The organism is Vibrio sp. MMG023, from assembly GCF_021654215.1.
GTDB lineage: Bacteria > Pseudomonadota > Gammaproteobacteria > Enterobacterales > Vibrionaceae > Vibrio > Vibrio jasicida.
Window position 1 is genome coordinate 377,378 of the sequence record NZ_JAKFZP010000004.1, and the last position, 20,671, is coordinate 398,048.

A 20,671-nucleotide genomic window follows, 5' to 3' on the forward strand; every position below is an offset into this window, starting at 1 on the left:
GCAGTGTCGCTTGCAGACGAGAAAAACGCCCAAAAAAGCACATGCGCCTGGCATTTACAGACTCATGCGGGGTAAGTCGTTTCGTCTTTACAAGTCATCCATCCACACTCAATCCATACAGAATCCTCTCCTAGTCTGCCCATTATTTGCTGTTCCTTTGAGACATAACTATGGACAGAACACAGTTCACCAAAATTTTTACGCGCTATTACATGCGCTCTACGAGTTTGGGCATTCTGATTACCCTATTCGCTTGTGCAATTAGAGGGGTAGAATTTGTTGTATACCTTCCTTACCTGTTCGCCGCTGTCGCCTGCCTAACTTATCTTTGGGCTGGGCGCTTTTTCGTTCTTGAACAAAAAAACAAAGCGGTGGTTATTGCTCTTATCCTCGGCTTCACACTCACTTTTTACCTGTATTATTTTTTAGGCGGGCATTTTCTCTTTTCGTCGTTAGTGACGGTCAATCTCCTTTTAGCCTTAATTGAATTTGGCGTATTTTGGTCGCTAATTGCATACGCACTATCAATGGCTGCTTGCTTTAACATAGATTTGATAGTTGCAGGTAGTGACCCGTTTAAACTACAGGGTTTAAGTGAGTTCTCCATTCGGAGTACGTTTCTGTACCTGTTCAACCTTTTTATTTACAAAGGATTGCTTTCTATAGAGCGTTATTGGCAAAACGCTTGGCAAATGCAGTACGAACAGGTCGAAAAACTAGAAAGACTGCTCGAGATAGACGAGCTGACAGGGTGTTATTCCCGCTTTAAAGGCCATCAGTTAATTGAACATCAGATACAACGCGCTCAACCGTTTACTCTGTTGTACATCGACTTAGATAGCTTTAAAGCCGTGAATGATAAGTTCGGCCATGATGCCGGCGACAAGGTTTTGAAAGTCACCGCCCAACGGATCTTACAACTGCTGGGGAACGATCAATTTGCTACACGAATTGGTGGTGATGAATTCATCCTTTGTCTTCCCAACCTAGAAAGTACAAAGGATTTAGAACAATTTCAGTCTTTACTACAACACGCATGTAGTGCACCTATTTTCATCCATTTTCAAAACGTTCACATCGGTTTGAGTATCGGAATGGCGCGCTTCCCTCATGAAGGAAGTAACAGTGACGCGCTTATCCAGCATGCTGACCAAATGATGTACCTCACTAAAAAATCTAGAACATAGAAATTTGGCCCATCTCGGGCTGCTTCAAGCAATCAAAAAATATAATGAGTTCAGGACGTAGATATATGGTTAGCAAGTTAGAATTTTCGCATGCTGTTGCTGCAATTCGAAAGGAAAGGGGTTTGACTCAAGGCCAGTTAGCCGATGAGTTAGCAAGGAGTTACAGCGCTTTCGAAAGCTTAAATCAACCAACATTAAGCCAGTGGGAAAGCGGTAAAGTTACACCGAGTCTATTAAAGCGACTGGCCTTTTCACACTTCATCGGAGAACAATATCAATACACCTCCAGCGAGTATAAAAGAGTCAAAGCTTCTCAAAGTAAAAGTATTTATTTGAGCTTTAAAGACATTGTGTACGAATACCAAGTTACCGATGTAAAAAGTTGCTCCCTCAACCAAATCAGTGTGTCTGAATTCGAGCAAATCAACGCTGTACATAAGCAACTGATAACGCCAGGAGGCGTGGAAGACACACTTAACCAATTCGACCAATCCCCAAGTAAAGCTCGGCTTTATTACTGTAAAGGTATGTTAGTCGGACACATGATTTATCAGGAGCTGAGATCTGAATTCAGGATTCTTAGCCTATGGCATTTAGGCCGCTCAATTTTGAAGTTTTTGGTCTCTGACATTATTCAAGTAATGGGCAACGCGATCATCCACTTTCCTGTTCATGAGCCCGTGATTAAACAACTTTTGTTCGACATTTTTATACGGGATTTCTACCACCATCGGCGAGTCACCTTTTTTAAAGCGCCTGCTGCCAGGATATTTGAAAACCCCATGGTGAAACATTGCTTTGACGGATTACTCGATCTGGTGCTCTACCGCTTTCACCAAGTAGGAAATGAATTTATGCAGTCTCGACAGGAGGCAAACTAATGATGTACGACAATCCAACCAACAACACTATTTTATTGTTCACCTTCAACAATATTCAAGGCAGAGGATTACAAACCGCAATCGAGCAGCGCTTAGGGCAACCCGTTTTATTAGCCAAAGGGGCGGATGTGGAACTACCCGTTCACTATGACGAACACTATGTCGCGATCGTTGACAGCTCTCTACCCGACCTCTGTGATGTTAAAGTCACATTGAGTGAGCTTCACCACGTCGACGCTACGATATTAGTCAATGCCGAACCAAACTTAGGTGTGGAGAGTTTACTCAGCTGGTCTAACCTAAAAGGTTTATTTTATTTTGAAGACGATTTCGACAAAGTAATCAAAGGTCTTAAAGGAATCTTAAATGGGGAGAACTGGTTATCTCGAGATATTCTTAATCGATTGATTGGCTACTTGATGAACTTAAATCACACCGTTACTGAGTTAGACAGTAAGCTCGATATTGAGCTCACGCGGCGAGAAATGCAGGTATTGACCGCACTATGTCAAGGAGGCTCGAACCTGGATATCGCAGACTCTTTGTTTGTGAGCGAGCACACGGTGAAATCTCATCTATATAGCATTTTTCGAAAACTGGAAGTCAAAAATAGAATGCAGGCCATAACTTGGGCTAAGCGTCATTTGTTTTAGCGAACCCAAGAAACAATAAAGGGAGCCCTTAAGCTCCCTTTTGCTGAGTGTATTGTGCTTCGACTCGCTTAAGCTTTCTTATTGCATTAAATGGTAAACACGAAGTGACTCTGCCATCGCCGCCACATCCTTACCAAAAAACGTCACGGTTACCGGTTGTTCAGCAAGTAACGTCAAACTGGATTCGGAGAATCGACCATCCGTGTCCGCTTCTAGATGCACAAAGAATGCTGGCTTATCTGCCACCAGAGTGATTTGGTTGGCTTCTATCGTCACTTTGATGTTCGCCTTCTGCATCGGCAGGGTTTTCAGTTCATGAGTGCTAAACCATGTGTTCGTGATTCGCTCTTCGCCTGCTTGTCCCTCTACGTAGAAGAAGCCTGACTTCAATTCAGACGAATCAAACTGCCCATCCAACTGCCAGACAACCATGTTGCTGTCACTGGAAACGGTGTGCTCTAGCGACCAAGTTTGCTTCACTTCACCTTGCCAGTTCACCCAATGTAATTGCGCACTCACATCAACGGGTTCTTTGGCATCGTTTAGCAAATGGAGGCTCAGCTTACCGGTGTGCTCTGAGAACACCAAATACTGGGGCGCAAAGAAGCGTTTCGCATGGTAATGCAATTGCTTCCAACGGCCACTGTACTCCAAACTAGACCAAGAACTCACTGGCCAGTTGTCATTAAGCTGCCAATACAACATGCCACGACATATTGGAGAGATGGCGCGCCAATGGTCACAAGCAGTTTTGATTGCCATCGCTTGCTGAACTTGGCTGAGGTACAACATTTGCTCAAAGCCGGAAGGGAAACGGAAATAGCGAGTAAACATCTCCGTGATGATGCTGTTACCGCGAGGGTTCTTTTGGTGCTGCTCAAACGTTGGTGAGGTGACGTTCCAGTCTTGCTCTGGCACAAACTTCTTTGCCTCTGCAAAAGACGGCCAAGATTGGAAGCCAAACTCGGAACAAAAACGCGGGTTAATGTTTAGATAAGCATTAAACGATTTGCCTGAGTGCCAAACGTCCCAGAAGTGCATGTCGCCTTTACTGTCATCGTGCCACGCATCGCCAAAATCCAGCTCGCCGTTGCAAGGAGAGCTTGGCCAAAAACGGCGTGAATCATCTTGCTGACCAATCACCTGCTCTACCATTCGATTCAAACGATCATAATTCACCGTGTATTTGACTTTGTTGTGCTTGGATTCGTCATACCAGCCAATCGCACCAATCACTTCATTATCGCCACACCAAAGTGCAATCGAAGGGTGCTCTTTCAAACGTGGGATTTGGAATCGCAACTCTTGTTCCACATCTTTCAAGAAATCGTCATCGGATGGATACAGCGAGCAAGCGAACATCATGTCCTGCCAAACCAACAGGCCTAATTCATCACACAGGTTGTAGAAAGTTTCGCTCTCATATTGGCCTCCACCCCAGACACGAATCATGTTCATATTGGCGTCGACCGCGCTCTGCAGAAGTGCACGATAGCGGCTTTCACACTCTCGCCCCGGCATGGCGTCCACCGGAATCCAGTTTGCACCCTTAGCATTGATTGGTACACCGTTAACGACAAACTCCATCGCCGAGCCATGCTCATCCGTTTGATTGTTCAGCCTTAACTCTCGCAAACCAATCGTGCGTGACAGTGATTGCTCACCACAAGCGACCGTTATCGGATAAAGATGCGCTTCGCCATAACCCGCAGGCCACCAGCGTTTTGGCTTGGAAATATGGAACTGACAGTGATAGTGACCACTTCCTTCGGTTTGAATCGATTGGCGCTGACCATCAAATTCAACAACAATTTCATTATGTTGGGTATCCGCTTCAACTTCGACTAAGACATCGATCTGCACACTGCCGTCAGCTTTCCATTGTTGCTCTGTCGCGAATCCTTTTAGCCACACATCTTCAACGACATCAATTAGAATCGGGTCATAAATACCAGAGACCATCAAGCAAATGCCCCAGTCCCAACCTGAATGACATTGGGTTTTACGAATCAAGTTCATGTGCGGGATCTGGTTGTTCCCCATCGCCGAAGGAATAGGGAATGGCAGTTTCTTTGCACGTTCTAGCCCTTCTAAATCCACACGGACAAACTCAACTCGAATCGCGTTAGTGCCTTGCTTTAAGTAAGGTTTGATATCAATACGTTGCTGGGCAAACATATTGCTGCTAGTTAGTGCTTGCTCACCATTGATATAAAAGGTCGCTAAGGTGTCTACACGGGTTAGCGTCATCCACACTTGTTTGGCAGAGAGCACAGAACCATCGACAGCAAACTCGCGTTCAATATGCCAATCGCATTCCTCAATCCAACGAACCTTGGATTCATTATCTGCCACATATGGGTTAGGAATAAGCTCTGCTTGCAAAAGTGCAGAGACATTATCGCCAGGCAAAGTCATCGGAATATTGATGTCTGGACGCTGTGGCGAGGTAAGCTGCCACTGTCCATTGAGTTCAAAATGAGCCATAGGGTAAGACCTTTAATTTTTATTAGAACAGGTTCGCTCAATGTAATCCTGCGGTGTCCTTACAAGAATAAAGGAAATGTCATTTACATACGAAATGCGGCGCACTTCACGCAAAAAATCTCTACCTAGAAATCAGTAATTTGCCGCTTACGTAGACAATTATTCCGAATCTACGGTTATATTGAGGTGCTCAACGTGCTAGTATCAGCGGCTTTTTGATCATCCTCACACTTTTCGACCTATTTGTGTGAGGGAAATGCACGGCTTCCGAGCCCTAAAAAGCGAAGTAATTATGTCAAATATGACGAATGCCGCCTCTCATGCTCCTATTCAGGAGGCAGACTATTCTGCGATTCATCCTCCTTCCCTTATCAAGCGCCTTGAACTCACTAACCCTGTATTTTGGTTAAGTGGTAGCTTCCTTACTGTCTTTGTTCTGCTCGCTTTAACAAATACAGAATCTCTGACCGCGATGGTCAACGCAGGCTTTGGGTTTGCGACTCAATACTTCGGTGCCTTCTGGCAAGTATTACTCCTTCTGAATTTCCTTATTGGTTTGGCTATTGCACTAGGTCGTACGGGTTACGTACGTTTAGGCGGTTTAGCGAGACCTGATATCGACACCTTCAAGTGGCTGTCGATCGTACTTTGTACCCTACTCGCGGGTGGCGGTGTATTCTGGGCTGCTGCAGAGCCTATCGCCCACTTTGTTTCTGCACCACCTCTGTATGGCGAAGCGTCGCCAAAAGCATCTGCAATCAATGCACTTTCTCAGTCTTTCATGCACTGGGGCTTCCTTGCTTGGGCAATCTTAGGTTGTCTTTCTTCTGTGGTGTTGATGCACCTTCATTACGACAAAGGCTTACCACTAAAACCGCGTACTCTGCTTTACCCTGTGTTTGGCGACAAAGCGATCAACGGTTGGATTGGTGACGTGGCTGACGCCTGCAGCATTATCGCCGTAGCCGCAGGTACTATTGGTCCAATTGGCTTCTTAGGTTTGCAGATCAGTTACGCCCTGAACTCGCTATTTGGCTTACCTGATACCTTTGTTACTCAAAGCTTAGTGATCGTCGCTGCGATTTTGATGTACACCTTGTCAGCGCTAAGCGGCGTGAGCAAAGGCATCCAGCTTGTGAGCCGTTACAACATCGTGTTGTCTGTGGCTTTAATTGGTTACATCCTGTTCTTCGGCCCAACCAGCTTTATTGTGGATGGTTACGTGCAAGGCATTGGCCGCATGGTAGATAACTTCTTCCCAATGGCACTTTACCGTGGTGACACCGAGTGGCTAAGTTGGTGGACAGTCTTCTTCTGGGGCTGGTTCATTGGTTACGGTCCGATGATGGCAATTTTCATCGCGCGAATCTCACGCGGCCGTACAATTCGCCAATTAATCCTTTCTATCAGCATTGCTGCACCATTGATCACGTGTTTCTGGTTCAGCATCGTTGGTGGCAGTGGCTTGGCGTTCGAGCTAGAAAACCCAGGTTTGATTTCATCGGCATTTGAGGGCTTTAACTTGCCTGCCGTTCTGCTTGCGATTACTTCTGAGCTACCATTCCCGATGGTGATTTCAGTATTGTTCTTGATCCTGACCACGACGTTCATCGTGACAACGGGTGACTCAATGACATACACAATCAGTGTGGTAATGACTGGCTCTACAGAACCAAACGCAGTGATCCGCTCGTTCTGGGGCTTAATGATGGGTGTGGTGGCGATCGCGCTTATCTCGATGGGCTCTGGCGGTATCTCGGCATTGCAGTCTTTCATCGTGATTACAGCTGTTCCTGTGTCTTTCATACTGCTTCCAAGCATCTGGAAAGCGCCGAGCATCGCTAACCACATGGCGAAAGAACAAGGTTTGATTTAATACACAACCAAGACTTTCGCGTCACTAGATAAAAATCGGCCCTGATACAAGCTATGTATCGGGGCCGAATATTATGGGTTGGATGCAAACAGCTTCACTACTTTACAGATGAAGTTTACGCAGCTCTTTCTTATCCACTTTACCGACGCTGGTTTTCGCAATATCGTCAACCAGCTTCACTTTCAGTAGTAACGCTTCTCTGGCTAGAATGCCTTTGCTGATGAAGTCTTTGGCAAAACTTAACAACTCTTTCTCCGTTACTTCTGCATCATCTTTTAGCGTCACTAATGCCAACGGCACCTCGCCCCATTTGTTATGAGGCATGCCAATCACGGCGACTTCCGACACGGCCTGATGCTGGTGTAGAATGTCTTCCAGCTCCAAAGAACTGACCCACTCACCAGAAATCTTAATCATGTCTTTTACGCGGTCGGTAATCTTGATAAAGCCTTCATGATCGATATGCGCGACATCGCCAGTGTGTAGGTAACCACCACGCCACAAGGCTTTAGAGTTCTTGTTGTCTTTGTAATAGCTCGGAGTCAACCAAGGAGCGCGAACCACAATCTCACCCGCACTTTCGCCGTCGTGGGGGAGCTTGTTCATTTCATCATCAACAATATGAGCTTCCACCAGCGCGACTTTCTTACCCGTTTTAGAGCGGTACTCCGCTTGCTGATCGAGGTCGAGTTCGAGTTGCTCAGGAGTCAGTTGAACAATAGACAGAATTGGTCCTGTTTCGCTCATGCCGTAACCCGCAAACACATCAATATCGCGCTCAAGGGCTGATTTACACAATGCTTTCGGTAGCGCGGCACCACCAATCACGACTTTCCAACCAGAGAAATCCATCGACTTGGATTTTGGTGAGCTCAACAACAGATGCAGGATGGTTGGCACACAGTGCGAGAACGTCACCTTCTCCTGTTCAATCAAGTTAAGCAGAACATCTGGTACATATTTGCCCGGGTAGACTTGTTTCACGCCAAGCATGGTCGCCATGTACGGAAGCCCCCATGCGTGGACGTGGAACATTGGCGTAATCGGCATGTAGATATCACCTTGATGCAGTCGACCTTGTGACGCATTGGTGCCGATGGTGCTCAATATGCCCATGGTGTGCAGAACCAGTTGGCGGTGAGTAAAGAACACACCTTTAGGGAAGCCCGTCGTACCCGTGGTGTAGAAAGTGGTCGCGATGGTGTTTTCATCGAAATCAGGGAAGTTGTATTCGGTGCTTTCTTGCTCCAGAAGGCGCTCGTATTCACATTCATCGTTATCGCGTAAAACCACGTAACGCGTCACCGTATCAATACGACCTTTGATCTGATCCAGAATTGGCAGAAACTCTTCGTTGATCAGGATAATGTCATCTTCTGCATGGTCAATGGTGTAAAGGATCTGCTCTGGAGACAAGCGTACGTTGATCATATGCAGTTTTGCACCAATCATCGGGATGGCAAAGTAGCATTCAAGATAACGGTGTGAGTCATAATCCATTACCGCTACCGTATCACCTTTCTTTACGCCCATCTTGGTTAGTGCGTTTGCAAACTGTCTCACACGATCATGAAACGTTTTGTAGCTGTAGCGACGGTGGTTCGCGTAGACGATTTCTTGCTCGGGGTTGAAAGCCACTGGGGAAAACAGCAAGTTTTTAATTAACAACTGATAATTGGATGGATCATTTACATACTGGTTCATATCGGGGATTCTTTTTGTATTTTTCTTAACGTTCGCTTTGCGCGAGTGGCGCTATTATCACTCAAAGACAAGACTGTATTCAGTACACAATATTGAGATCAGGTTCGAAAGACGCCATATATCTAAAGTACGCGGTTTCTAAAGTACCTCTGTATTGTAGCCTTCTATCACCAAGTCAGAAATGCTTCATCCCACGACTTAGTCATTAAGTTTTGTCATGGTCAAAAAAAGTGCAACGAAACCGTCACAGTTTGTCGTTAGCATACGTCCCACACTCGTAAACCTCGCTCTATACTGAACGACACGTTACATCGACCTCAATCCAAACTGTGAGAAGCCAACTATGTCCAAGCCTTTATATGTTTTTGATCTGGATGAAACCTTAATCAATGCTGACTGCGCAATGATTTGGAATGAATTTATGGTTGAGAAAGGCATCGCCACTGCGTCTAACTTTATTGAGGAAGATAAGCGTCTAATGGGCTTGTACGCAGAAGGCAAAATGGACATGGAAGATTACCTAACGTTCTCCCTCAAGCCGCTAGAAAACATGCCTATTCAACAGGTCAATGCCTTGGTGGAAGAGTGCGTTGAAAACCATATTCTGGCTAAACAATTCCCGCAAGCCAAAACACTGATTGAACAACTGTCTCGTGATGACATTGATATGGTCATCATCTCTGCCAGTGTCACTTTTTTGGTTGAAGCGGTTGGTCGACGTATCGGTATCCCTAACGCGCTCGGGATTGATTTAGTCGAGCAAAGCAACTGCTACACGTCTGAAATAGAAGGCATCCCAAGTTATCGCGAAGGCAAAGTTACACGCTTAAAACAGTGGCTAGAGGCTCAACTTGAGACCTACTCAGGTATCCATTTCTATACAGATTCGATCAACGACTTACCACTGTGTGAATACGCCGGTTACGCCTATCTGGTTAATCCATGCCCTCGCTTAAAAGAGCACGCCGCTCGGCCGAATTGGACAGTGTTGAGTTGGGGTTGAAACCAGCATCTCAAGCCGGTATCTATTAGACAAACCCATTCTTATTTCAATAAAGGGCAGTTTCTCCTGCTCTTTTTATGATCTCCCTTCACAAATTAATCACTTGATTAAATACTGATTAATTTTTCGCATGTCGCATGAGAAATCATCGCCTTATAATTAATCAAATGTTTAATATCTTGAGAGACGATTGTGACGGAAGCTCATCGAAGGGCGGGAAGACCCACAGATAAAATCGACGCAAGGGAGAAGCTGATTTTCCATGCGCGCGAACTCTTCACCATTATGGCTTACGACAAGGTGTCTACTCGCCTAGTCGCGCAGAAAGCAGGGGTGAATGTGGCGATGATTCGCTACTACTTTGGCAACAAAGAAGGGTTATTTGAGACCATGCTGCGTGAAACGCTGTCACCGATGCAAAAGCAAATGCAGGCCTTATTGTCTGACAGTAATGAAAAGAACTTCCTCGACTTAATGCGTACCTACTATCGTGAGATGATCAAAGTACCGCAATTCCCCCGCTTGATTGCTCAAGTCATGCATATGCCCCCCTCAGAGACTCAACGTAAGTTACTAGAAAAAGTCTTTGCTGACATCAGCAAGCCGATGCAAGGCATTATGTTCGATAAGCTCATCGACAGTGGCGTTCTGCGCAAAGACGCCGACCCACAACTGTGCCGCGTTTCTTATATTAGTCTCATGGTGTTCCCATTTATGGCACCACCGGCCTTACTTGCGATTCATGGCATTGAGCTTTCTGAAGCCTTCTTGAACCGATTATTCGAACACAACATACAACTGATGAAACATGGATTTCTAGACTCGGGCGACCAATATGAAAATCAATAAAAAGCTTCTGTTCTTTCCTGCTCTTGCTGTCGGCGTCATTATCCTCTTTCTTGCGATTAGCCTTAAACCAGACTTACCCGTTAAACCCGCAGGTGATAGAGCAAGGCTGGTCGAGACAATTCCACTAGAGCTTAAGGCGATAGCACCTGTCGCAATTGGCTTTGGTAAAATCGCTCCGAAAGTTGAATGGAAAGCGATAGCCGAAGTGACCGGTAAAGTTGTTTACCGTCATCCGCAACTGGAAAAAGGACAGGTGTTGCAAGCAGGAACGGAAATCTTGCGAATCGATCCTCTCGATTACGAATTGAAATTGGTTCAAGCTCAAGCCGACCTCAAATCTGCCGAAACCTCTTTGGCTAAGCTGACTCAAGAAGAAGCCAACCTCAAAAGTACACTCAAGATCGAAGCAAACCGTTTGGTTATCGCCAACAAAGAGTTAGACCGCAAACAAAACCTGCGTAAGAAAGGCTTAACGTCTCAATCGGATGTTGATCAACAAGAGCAAAGCGCACTCTCTCAACGCAAATTAGTTTTGGACATCGAAAACCAAATCGGATTAATGCCAGATGAAAAGCGGGTTGCGGAAGCGTTAGTCAAAGTCAATACATCAAAAGTTGACGAGGCAAAGCGCTCTCTCGATAAAACCATCATTACCCTACCTTACGATTTGCGAATCTCGGAAGTCGAGATAGAACAGAACCAAGTAGTGAACCTTCAACAAACCATGGTGACGGCGCATGGCATTGACGTGATGGAAGTTGAAGCGCAATTGTCCATTCATGACATGCAGACACTAACTTCCAGTATTGGGGAATTTGGCCGTGATGAATCGGGTATTCCGCGCCCAGACATGTCAGCCATTCATGCCACGATTGAGCTTAACAGCGGCAATTTATCCGCAACTTGGCCAGCTAAAGTTGCTCGAATCAGCGAAACGGTAGACCCAAGCCAAGCCACCGCTGGAGTGATTCTGGAAATCGAACAAGACTACCGCTCACTCAATCCGACTTCTGCGCCGCCACTGGTTAATGGCATGTTTGTACGCTCGCTCATTGAAGGGCAAGAGAATCCGAGCTGGGTTATTCCTGAGCGAGCCTTACATGGCGACAAAATCTACTTGATGGGTGAAGACAATCGCTTAAATATTGTGGCTGTAGAAGTTCTCTATCGCCGTGATAATCACGTGGTGATCGACGGCGATCTTGAGCAAGGTCAAAAGCTTATCATCAACGACCTGCTGCCTGCGATTAACGGTATGTTGTTAAAAGAAGCCGCACCTGAGTCAGAACAGAAAGCCGAGGAGTCTGATTCATGATCCGATTCTTCGCCAAACACCCAACCGCAGCCAACTTGTTGATGCTGACGCTATTAATATTGGGGATATCTTCACTATCTACGATTAAGCGTGAAACCTTTCCGGAGTTTGATCCGCCCTACATCATGGCTGGCGTAGTTTATCCCGGAGCCTCTCCACAAGAAGTAGAAGAGAGCATCTGTGTACGCATGGAAGACGCCGTCGATGGACTCGCGAACATTGAAGAAACGCAATGTGAAGCGATAGAGGGCTCAGCAAGACTGATTTTAAAACTGAATGAAGATGCTGATATTGGCCGCATGCTGGTCGATGTACAAACTCAAATCAACTCTATTAACGACTTCCCTCAAGAGATTGAATCTCCAATGGTGCAAGAGCTTGATTGGAACGAGCCCGTTGTCGACGTTGCCATTACCGCAGACACCACATGGCCAGAGCTAAAAGCCTATGCAGAACAACTTAAGCGCACGTTAAAGCTCGATTACGATGTGTCTTTGGTTGAAGTTGCTGGCTTTTCCGACCACCAATACCGAGTAGAGCTAGACACTCAAGCTATTCGCCAACTTGGCTTGAGTGTTGGCGATATTGCTGAGCAGATTGGTCGTCAAAACGTCAAGTTGCCAAGTGGTAATGTCGAAACGCCAGATAAGAACTTTCTGATCCGCTTTGACGAAAGACGCGTGACGCCAGAAGAGCTTGAGACTATCGTCGTGGGCTCTGGCCCAAATGGATCAATCATCCGTCTAAGAGATATTGCGACGATTACCGACCGATTTGAATTGGACGAACAGAAAGTCCTCTTCGATGGTCACCCGTCAGCGCTACTAAAAGTCAGTAAAAACAAAGAAGACGATGCGCTACGTATCAAGGAACGTGTTGCTCAATTTGTCGAAGAACAACAAGCCATCGCGCCAGACGGTGTGATGCTACAAATGACCAATGACCTTTCATCCGTACTTTGGGATCGCCTGACCATGATGGTCAAAAACGGTTGGCAGGGTATCATTCTGGTCTTCGCCACCATGTGGTTGTTCTTTAGTTTTCGCTATTCCTTTTGGGTCGCAGCTGGTTTACCCGTTGCCTTCTTAGGTGGGTTATTTTTGATGGCGCAACTTGGTCTGTCCATCAACATCATGTCTTTGGTTGGGTTACTCATGGCCATCGGTATCATGATGGATGATGCCATCGTTATTGCCGAATCGATCGCCGCTCACCTCGACCGAGGAGAAGAGATCGATGATGCCGTAATTAAAGGCGTGAAAAAGGTACTGCCGGGGGTAATTTCTTCCTTCCTAACCACAGTGTGCATTTTCGGTAGCTTGTTATTCCTGCAAGGTGAAATGGGTGCGGTACTTAAAGCAGTTCCTCAAGTTCTGATCCTCGTACTGAGTTTAAGTTTGGTGGAAGCCTTCTTGATCCTACCTAACCACCTTTCTCATTCACTGCATAAACAAAAACAAGAGCGAAAAACACCGAAGTTCAAACAAAAGCTGCTGGCTTCTTTTGAAAACTTCCGCAACACCACCTTGGTCAACGCAGTGGATAAAGTGGTCGAGTATCGCTATGCCTTTATGGGTGGCGTGGTCGCCTTGCTTCTTATCTCCGCAGCCACGTTAGTAGGTGGTTTACTCAAGTTTCAACCCTTCCCTGAACTGGATGGCGACATTGCAGAAGCGCGCATTATTCTTCCTCCGGGTTCTTCTCTGTCTCAAACGGAAGCCGTCGTCGATAAGATCGTCGCTTCCGCTCAAAAGCTAGATAAAGAATGGACAGAGAAAGTGGAAGACGGCAATCCATTGGTTCTGCACATCACCAGTCAATTCAATGCTAACGCCGATGCGAATGAATCTGGCCCTCATATTGCCACGGTGCGTCTGGATTTGCTGGGTGCAGAGAGTCGTAACACACTCATCGATGAATTTATCGATGCATGGCGCGAAGACATCGGTGAACTTGCCGATCCTATCTCGCTGGTATTTAAACAACCGACCATGGGGCCGGGTGGACGAGCGATTGAAATTCGAGCGAAGCATGATGATCTGGATGCGCTCAAAGCAGCTTCTATCGACATTCAGCAATACTTGAATGAGTTTGATGGTGTCCATGGCGTCTTGGATGACATGCGTATGGGTAAAGAAGAAGTCTTGGTAAAACTGCGTCCGGGCGCAGAAGCTTACGGGATTAACGGCCAACTCATCGCCAATCAATTGCGTGCAGCTTTCTTTGGCCAAACCGCGGACGAAATCCAAGTTGGGGTAGAAAATATTTCCATCGAAGTTCGCCTCGATAAAGCACAAGCGGGTGACTTACAGCAATTGGCAAACTTCCCAATTATCTTGTCCGATGGCAGTCAAATCCCACTCGCGACCATTGCGACTTTGGATTTCCAACGTAATTACGTAAGAATCCAGCGCATCGATGGCTTACGCACTGTGAGCGTATTCGGCGATATCGACAATACGAAAGCCAACTCAACCGCCATTATTCGTCAGTTCCAACAGGATGAAGCGCCAAAGCTTATGCAAAAGTATCCTGGTCTTCGCTTTGATTTTGAAGGCGAAGCCAAAGATACCGCTGAAACTGGGGCATCAATGGGTAAAGGCTTCTTGCTTGGTTTGTTTGGCGTGTTTGCGATTCTGAGTTACCAATTCCGCAGTTATTTGGAACCATTCGTGGTCATGCTTGCGATTCCACTCGCCTTTATTGGCGTGGTATGGGGACACATCTTACTCGGTCACTCATTAAGTATGCCAAGTATGATGGGCTTCGTCTCACTAGCGGGGATAGTGGTGAATGACTCGATTCTGTTAGTTCAGTACATACGCCATCATGTCGATGAAGGGGATAATGTGCACGACTCGGTAGTCAAAGCCAGTCGAGAGCGCTTTAGAGCAGTATTCCTGACATCAATGACCACTGCAGCAGGTTTGCTTCCGTTACTGACTGAAACCAGTTTACAAGCACAGGTTATCCAACCACTGGTTATCTCCATCGTGTTTGGTATTTTCGCATCCACTCTGCTGGTGTTATTTATGATCCCTGCCGCGTATGCCATTTTAGCTGACTTCGGCCTAGTCCATAAACACGAAGAGATCTAAAACGACTGATAAGTAAATTTATCAAAATGAACAAGAGCGGCTTAGGTCGCTCTTTTTGTTTTCAGTGAAAAGCGTTAAAAACAACACAAACACTTAACAAGTACAGGGTTATTATGTGGCATTAAGTGCAAATATGAACAATTGAGAATGCGGTATGTCGAGTTTTATATAACCAACCCCAATGATCACTATAGGATTTATGATAAGTTTTATTATCAAAAACGACATTTAGCACAGTATAAATACACACAGACAACACATTCACAATTTGAACTAACGATAATGAAATCATTGATTGAAGAATTAACATTTTAACAATGATTACAACAATGTTAACTTTAGCCTCGTTGGTCGCACTGGTGGTAAGCCTCTCACCAAGCCTATTGTCAGTATGATATGGACGTTCGACCATCTCCAAAATGAATAGACACCCAATTTGGTGCCCTTTTTTCGCCCGTGAAGGTATTCTTCGCGGGCTTTTTTCTATCTGCCGTATTTCTCCTACTCAATTCCCAGTTTTAGCGCCCCCTCCTCAATCAACAGGCATAAAAAAGCCAACCCATTAATAGGTTGGCAAATAGAGCAACAAGGTTGACGCTGACTGCTCACCAACGTCGTGCTTGTATCGGATGCACTCTGGTTAATCACTCGTCCTTGTGACTAACACGGAATCTTTGTCGTCAGAGGTTATGACTTGGTTGCCTCTGTCTTCTGGCATTTGATCTTTACCAGTTGAGCTTGTTGTTCTTTGATGTGTTTAACAATGCGTTCATCGCGTTCATCAATAGCGTCCATGTTCATTTGTTGGATGTCCGCAACCGCCTCATGCTTCATTGTTGTAAATTCTTGACGTAAATCCGCACTCCACTCTTCTTTGTCTAGAGTGTTAGCAGCAGCGATTGGTGATGACATTACAGCAATAAGACCTAGAGTAGATAGAAATACGCTTTGCATAATAAGCTCCTTAGGGATTAGCAGTTCATTGGGTTGCACTCTATACATTGCACATAGAATGCCAACTTTTTAAACCTTTAATATCAACAACTTAAACAAAAGTTTATTTTTCTACCATCTGCTCAATGGCGAATTTCACACACACAGTGTTAAATTAACCAACGATATTTATTAATATTTAACCATTCACTCAACTTATAGTATAGATAGTCCATTTCAGTTCGCTTAAGGCACAAAAAAAGCAGCCCGAAGGCTGCTTTAGATTTTCTCTTTAGGTGAAACTAGCTTTGCGTGCTTTCGTTACCGACAGTGTTTGATGACTGTGATTTGAACTTACCTATCAAACGACCAAAGAATCGTTTAACAATGCGGAAGATGTTTTTAATATCCTCTAGCATCAGGTACAAACAAGGCACCAGAATCAAGGTAAGGACAGTTGCAAACAGAACGGCAAAACCAAGCGCGACCGCCATCGGGATAACAAAACGCGCCTGCAAGCTGGTTTCAAACATGATAGGAAGTACACCAGCGAAGGTGGTAATAGACGTCAGCGTGATCGCTCGAAAACGTGCACAGCCAGCTTCAACAACCGCTTGCTTAATGCTCATGCCTTTTTCTCGCACTTGGTTAACATAATCTGTCATCACCAAGGAATCGTTGATAACCACACCCGCTGCCGCAATTAAACCAAATGTCGACATCATGCTGATGTCCATATCCAGCCAGAAGTGTCCCCAAATCGCCCCCGTTAAGCTAAACGGAATCACCGACATGACGATAAGCGGTTGGGTGTAGCTCTTAAGCGGCACGGCGAGCAAGATGTATACGATGATCATGCCTGCAATAAAGAACATGATTTGCTCGTTACGCTGTGCGGCTTGCTCTTCGATGTCACCACCCAATTCCGTTTTCACACTTGGGAAGGCTTGCTTCATGTCCGGTAAGATGTTGTCGTCGATAACTTTCACGACTTCTTGAGGTTCAACCAACTCTTCATCTATAGAGCCATAGACATAAACGGTTTGATAACCGCCTTCACGTCGAATGGTACTCACGCCCGGTTGCTCGTTGATCTTCACCACATCACCAAGCATGACCTTCTTGCCTGCTGGCGTGGTAATCACAGCGTAACGCAGTGATGAGAAGGCTTCACGCGTCAATTGCGGGTAACGCACCATAACCTTAATTTCTTCGCCATCACGAATAATGCGCTGCGCTTCACCACCGTAGAAACTGCCACCGACTTGCTCTGCGATCATGGTGAGATCCAAACCCAAATCATAAGCAACAGGGGCAAGTGATAGCAGTACCTCTTTACTACCGGAATCGATAGACGAAGAAATATCGTACAGACCTTCTTCTTGCTGGAGGCGACCAATCAAGTAGCGACCCGCTTCGTTTAGCTCGTTAATGTCCGAACCAAACAGCAAGTAACCAAACTCGTCGCGGTCACCGCCACCTGCACTTTGCTCACGGATCTTAAAGCTCTTCATGCCCGGAATAACTGGCATTGCCTCACGCCAGCGACGTGCAAGTTCAAAGGTATTGAATGGACGCAGTTCTTCATCCACAAGCGGTACAAGAATACGACCTTCAGTACGACTTCGGTTATAAGAAAGCACATCACGAATCATCCCCTGACCATGCTCATCAATGATCTGGTTCTCGATTTTCTGCATCACGCCTTCAATGGTTTTTAACGCATTGATGGTTTGCTTGCTCGATACCGTGTCATTCATCTCAATCGTAATCGCCGGATAATCCGTTGGTACTTTCGGGCTTGGAATCACACGCACGTAGTTCGAGCTAACTAAAGCAGCACTAATCAACAACAGACCACAGAAAAAGGCAAACACGGTCCAACGCCAATGAGTACAAACCTTAACGAAGCTTCGGTAAGGACCATTAACAAAGCCGAAGAAGCGCTTGTTGAAATTATCACGCCAACCGCCTGCTTTGATTGGTGTAAAGTTAGTGTGTGCTAAGTGAGCTGGAAGGATCAGCTTTGATTCAATCAAGCTAAAGATTAGACACAGGATCACCACACCCGCAATGCCGTAGAAGAAGGCACTATCAATCCCACTTGAGAGTAGGAATGGGGCAAACACCGCTATCGTGGTTAACACACCAAAGGTTGCCGGAGTCGCGACACGCTTAACACCCGTCACAACGTTCTCAACACCACCGCCCTTCTCTTCGATCTCACTGTAGGCACTTTCCCCGGTTACGATGGCGTCATCCACCACGATACCGAGCACCATGATAAAGGCAAACAAAGACACAATGTTCACGGTGATACCCAGCATTGGCATCATCATTACTGCGCCTAAAAAACACACTGGTAGCCCCAACATCACCCACATTGCTAAGCGGAAACGAAGGAATACCGAGAGCATGATGGCAACCAACGCGGCACCTTGAAGAAGGTTTTTCAGCATCATGTCGAGACGACCATTTAGGTAGTAGGTCATATCAACGAGAACTTTCAGTTGAATGTCATCAGGTAAGTTTTTGTTCTTTGCTTCGATGTAGTTACGAACGGATTCAGCAACTGGGATGATGTTTTGATCACGCGTGGCTTGAACCGCCATGTAGATCGCATTTTGCCCCGAGTATTCGAAGTAACGGTCTTCTTCTGTGAAGCCGTCTTTAATCGTTGCGATGTCTTGTAGCAGAACTTTTGCACCGTTTGCGCCAAGCTTAACTGGAATATTGCGGAACTCATCACCACGGTAGTATTGGTTCTCAATACGTACTGCGATCATGCCTGCGTTGGTTTTTACTTCACCTGCAGAAAAGTTCGCTGAGTAACGACGAATCGCGTTGCTCACATCACTTAATGTTAAGTCATATTTACGAAGAATCAGCGGATCAACTTCGATAGCAATCTCTTCTTCTGGTGCATTGAGATCCACCAGCATGACATTTTTCAGTTGCAGTAATTCGTCTTCGACTTGTTTAGCGATAGGTTTGAGCTCTTCCAGTGGTCTATCGCCCACCAAGCCCATTTCTATCACCTCTTGTCGCCATTCCACCTGATAAACGTTGATGGGTTCCATGCCTGCAGGAAGGTTAGATAAGGTATCTACCCGTTGCTTTACATCGTCCAATACGCGTTTGATGTCAGCATTCACATCCACTTCTATCGATACATAAGCGCTGCCTCGAGAAGCTCGTGCCACGGTCTTTTTGATGCCAGTGACGTCTTTGATCGATTCTTCGACTTTAACCAAGATACTCTCTTCAATCTCTTGCGGAGACGCACCAGGATAAGCCGCTCGAATGTTGATGTAGTTAACTTCAACGTTCGGGAACATTTGTCGTTGAATGAACATGAAGCTCACGATACCCATTACGATGATGAACACCATCATTAGGTTCGCGGCGACAGAGTTATTCGCAAAATAGGCAATGATGCCCTTTTGTTGATTCTCTTCCATGATTGACTCCTACTTACTGTACGACGGTTTCGGAGTCGTCACTCTTTTTTGCGACTTGGACAGCCATGCCTTTTTGCGGGTACTCAGGTAACGTCAGAACCAGCTTGTCAGATTGCTCAAGACCTTCCCCAACAAGTAGGAACTCGCCCTCTGCACGAAGTACGTTAACCGTTCTAGGTTGCAGTTCATTTTCGCCATTCACAACCCAAACGGTGCGGTTCTTAACTAGTTCCTGAGGGAGACGATAAATGTGCTTGAGTTCTTTGCCAGTAAAGCTCACTTCAACGTATGAACCAAACTTAATCGGTGGTTGATTGTTGTCTAGACCATATGGGTCACGAACTTGAATCACCATATTGATCATGCGAGTCGCGCTGTCGATCATGCCGAGATCGCGAACGACTTTACCTTCACGTGTGGTCGATAGAATACCTTGCTGCGTTACAGTCGCACGTAGCTCTTTCAAAGATTCAGGAAGGAATGCACTGTCAAAACCAGCGATAGGAACGTGGATCTCCGCCACTTCGATATTGTTTAAGGTTGCAACGCGAGAGCCGGAAGAGACAAACTGCCCCACACCGATATCACGCTCAACAACAAGTGCATCGTATGGCGCAATCACTTTACAGTTTTCTAGGTCACGGTTGGCTCGCTTCAACGCAGCTTGTGCAGACTTGACTTGCGCCTGAGCACTCAAAACATGGGGCTTACGTAAGTAAAGGTCTGTGACTTGTTTGTCGCTTAACTTTTTCGCTTGGCGTTTTGCGACTTCCGCTTTGGCTTGTTCCTCGATCAACGCAGCACGTGCACTTGCCAAGCCCGCTTCTGCTTGTAGAACAGCCGCTTCATAGTTATCACTTTCAATCGTGAATAACACTTCACCACGCTTTACGATTCCACCCGTCACAAAATTTGGGTGCCAACTGATCACTTCGCCGCTAACTTGCGCTGCTAGGTGCGTTTTTTCGAATGGACGCATTTCACCGTGACTGGTGATAACAACTTTATGATCGGTAGGAAAAAGTGAAGAGGTTTGTACTGTGGGTTCAGTAATGGTGTCTTTGATTGACTCTTTTTCGGGCGCAGTAGCGGCAATCGCGGCATAACCCGCATAAGAACCACCAACTACGACGAAGGGTAAAAGCCAACGTAATACTGGTTTTGCTAACATCAAAAATCCTTTTTTATTTTTGTATTCTCCTGTTCATCCCCGTCAGGCCTTAG

13 protein-coding genes are annotated in these 20,671 nt (G+C 45.9%); 8 read left to right on the forward strand and 5 right to left on the reverse strand.

Features of this window, described 5'->3' with window-relative positions:
- Positions 1 to 170: 170 nt before the first annotated feature.
- The 3 genes from L1076_RS15180 (at position 171) to L1076_RS15190 (ending at position 2,721) form a co-directional block, all read left to right on the forward strand.
- Positions 171 to 1,187: a GGDEF domain-containing protein gene (locus L1076_RS15180; RefSeq protein ID WP_038865014.1), complete on the forward strand. Its 1,017-nt coding sequence runs from the start codon at positions 171 to 173 to the stop codon at positions 1,185 to 1,187.
- Between the two features lie 65 nt (positions 1,188 to 1,252).
- Entirely contained in the window at positions 1,253 to 2,068 is an 816-nt protein-coding gene (locus L1076_RS15185) for a helix-turn-helix transcriptional regulator (protein WP_038865011.1), read from the forward strand.
- Positions 2,068 to 2,721, forward strand: coding sequence for a LuxR C-terminal-related transcriptional regulator (locus L1076_RS15190; protein ID WP_038865010.1), 654 nt, complete (start codon positions 2,068 to 2,070; stop codon positions 2,719 to 2,721). The genes L1076_RS15185 and L1076_RS15190 overlap by 1 nt, the downstream gene beginning before the upstream one ends.
- Before the next feature lie 78 nt (positions 2,722 to 2,799).
- Here the strand turns inward: L1076_RS15190 and L1076_RS15195 are convergent, their stop codons facing one another.
- Positions 2,800 to 5,208, reverse strand: coding sequence for a glycoside hydrolase family 2 protein (locus L1076_RS15195; protein WP_054755515.1), 2,409 nt, complete (start codon positions 5,206 to 5,208; stop codon positions 2,800 to 2,802).
- A gap of 292 nt (positions 5,209 to 5,500) precedes the next feature.
- Here L1076_RS15195 and L1076_RS15200 point away from each other — a divergent pair, with 292 nt between their 5' ends.
- Positions 5,501 to 7,084, forward strand: coding sequence for a BCCT family transporter (locus tag L1076_RS15200; protein ID WP_038865353.1), 1,584 nt, complete (start codon positions 5,501 to 5,503; stop codon positions 7,082 to 7,084).
- A 102-nt stretch (positions 7,085 to 7,186) separates the two neighbouring features.
- On the opposite strand, the gene L1076_RS15205 is transcribed toward L1076_RS15200, so the two are convergent.
- A complete protein-coding gene (locus L1076_RS15205; RefSeq protein ID WP_237303927.1) occupies positions 7,187 to 8,788 on the reverse strand; it encodes a long-chain fatty acid--CoA ligase in 1,602 nt (533 codons plus the stop codon).
- 343 nt (positions 8,789 to 9,131) lie between these two features.
- On the opposite strand from L1076_RS15205, the gene L1076_RS15210 reads away from it, so the two are divergent.
- The 4 genes from L1076_RS15210 to L1076_RS15225 all read left to right on the forward strand — a co-directional run bounded on the left by L1076_RS15210 (position 9,132) and on the right by L1076_RS15225 (position 15,053).
- Complete coding sequence (locus L1076_RS15210) at positions 9,132 to 9,791, forward strand: HAD family hydrolase (protein ID WP_045408064.1); 660 nt, start codon at positions 9,132 to 9,134, stop codon at positions 9,789 to 9,791.
- 192 nt (positions 9,792 to 9,983) lie between these two features.
- The gene (locus L1076_RS15215; protein ID WP_039975531.1) at positions 9,984 to 10,640 is read left to right on the forward strand and encodes a TetR/AcrR family transcriptional regulator; all 657 of its coding nucleotides are present in this window, start codon (positions 9,984 to 9,986) and stop codon (positions 10,638 to 10,640) included.
- The gene (locus L1076_RS15220; protein WP_237303928.1) at positions 10,627 to 11,955 is read left to right on the forward strand and encodes an HlyD family secretion protein; all 1,329 of its coding nucleotides are present in this window, start codon (positions 10,627 to 10,629) and stop codon (positions 11,953 to 11,955) included. The genes L1076_RS15215 and L1076_RS15220 overlap by 14 nt, the downstream gene beginning before the upstream one ends.
- The gene (locus L1076_RS15225; protein WP_039975534.1) at positions 11,952 to 15,053 is read left to right on the forward strand and encodes an efflux RND transporter permease subunit; all 3,102 of its coding nucleotides are present in this window, start codon (positions 11,952 to 11,954) and stop codon (positions 15,051 to 15,053) included. Before L1076_RS15220 ends, L1076_RS15225 begins: the two co-directional genes overlap by 4 nt.
- Positions 15,054 to 15,740: 687 nt before the next feature.
- Here the strand turns inward: L1076_RS15225 and L1076_RS15230 are convergent.
- The 3 genes from L1076_RS15230 to L1076_RS15240 all read right to left on the reverse strand — a co-directional run bounded on the left by L1076_RS15230 (position 15,741) and on the right by L1076_RS15240 (position 20,618).
- The gene (locus tag L1076_RS15230) at positions 15,741 to 16,007 is read right to left on the reverse strand and encodes a hypothetical protein (protein WP_005429553.1); all 267 of its coding nucleotides are present in this window, start codon (positions 16,005 to 16,007) and stop codon (positions 15,741 to 15,743) included.
- Positions 16,008 to 16,288: 281 nt separating this feature from the next.
- Positions 16,289 to 19,447, reverse strand: coding sequence for an efflux RND transporter permease subunit (locus L1076_RS15235; RefSeq protein WP_237303929.1), 3,159 nt, complete (start codon positions 19,445 to 19,447; stop codon positions 16,289 to 16,291).
- 13 nt (positions 19,448 to 19,460) lie between these two features.
- The gene (locus tag L1076_RS15240; protein ID WP_039840444.1) at positions 19,461 to 20,618 is read right to left on the reverse strand and encodes an efflux RND transporter periplasmic adaptor subunit; all 1,158 of its coding nucleotides are present in this window, start codon (positions 20,616 to 20,618) and stop codon (positions 19,461 to 19,463) included.
- Positions 20,619 to 20,671: the final 53 nt, after the last annotated feature.

Bases quoted from the DNA above. Each gene is read 5' to 3' on its own strand.
- L1076_RS15205 (WP_237303927.1), bottom strand. From the start codon at position 8,788: ATGAACCAGTATGTAAATGATCCATCCAATTATCAGTTGTTAATTAAA.
- L1076_RS15225 (WP_039975534.1), top strand. From the start codon at position 11,952: ATGATCCGATTCTTCGCCAAACACCCAACCGCAGCCAACTTGTTGATG.
- L1076_RS15200 (WP_038865353.1), top strand. From the start codon at position 5,501: ATGTCAAATATGACGAATGCCGCCTCTCATGCTCCTATTCAGGAGGCA.
- L1076_RS15220 (WP_237303928.1), top strand. From the start codon at position 10,627: ATGAAAATCAATAAAAAGCTTCTGTTCTTTCCTGCTCTTGCTGTCGGC.
- L1076_RS15185 (WP_038865011.1), top strand. From the start codon at position 1,253: ATGGTTAGCAAGTTAGAATTTTCGCATGCTGTTGCTGCAATTCGAAAG.
- L1076_RS15235 (WP_237303929.1), bottom strand. From the start codon at position 19,447: ATGGAAGAGAATCAACAAAAGGGCATCATTGCCTATTTTGCGAATAAC.
- L1076_RS15230 (WP_005429553.1), bottom strand. From the start codon at position 16,007: ATGCAAAGCGTATTTCTATCTACTCTAGGTCTTATTGCTGTAATGTCA.
- L1076_RS15195 (WP_054755515.1), bottom strand. From the start codon at position 5,208: ATGGCTCATTTTGAACTCAATGGACAGTGGCAGCTTACCTCGCCACAG.
- L1076_RS15210 (WP_045408064.1), top strand. From the start codon at position 9,132: ATGTCCAAGCCTTTATATGTTTTTGATCTGGATGAAACCTTAATCAAT.
- L1076_RS15190 (WP_038865010.1), top strand. From the start codon at position 2,068: ATGATGTACGACAATCCAACCAACAACACTATTTTATTGTTCACCTTC.
- L1076_RS15240 (WP_039840444.1), bottom strand. From the start codon at position 20,618: ATGTTAGCAAAACCAGTATTACGTTGGCTTTTACCCTTCGTCGTAGTT.
- L1076_RS15180 (WP_038865014.1), top strand. From the start codon at position 171: ATGGACAGAACACAGTTCACCAAAATTTTTACGCGCTATTACATGCGC.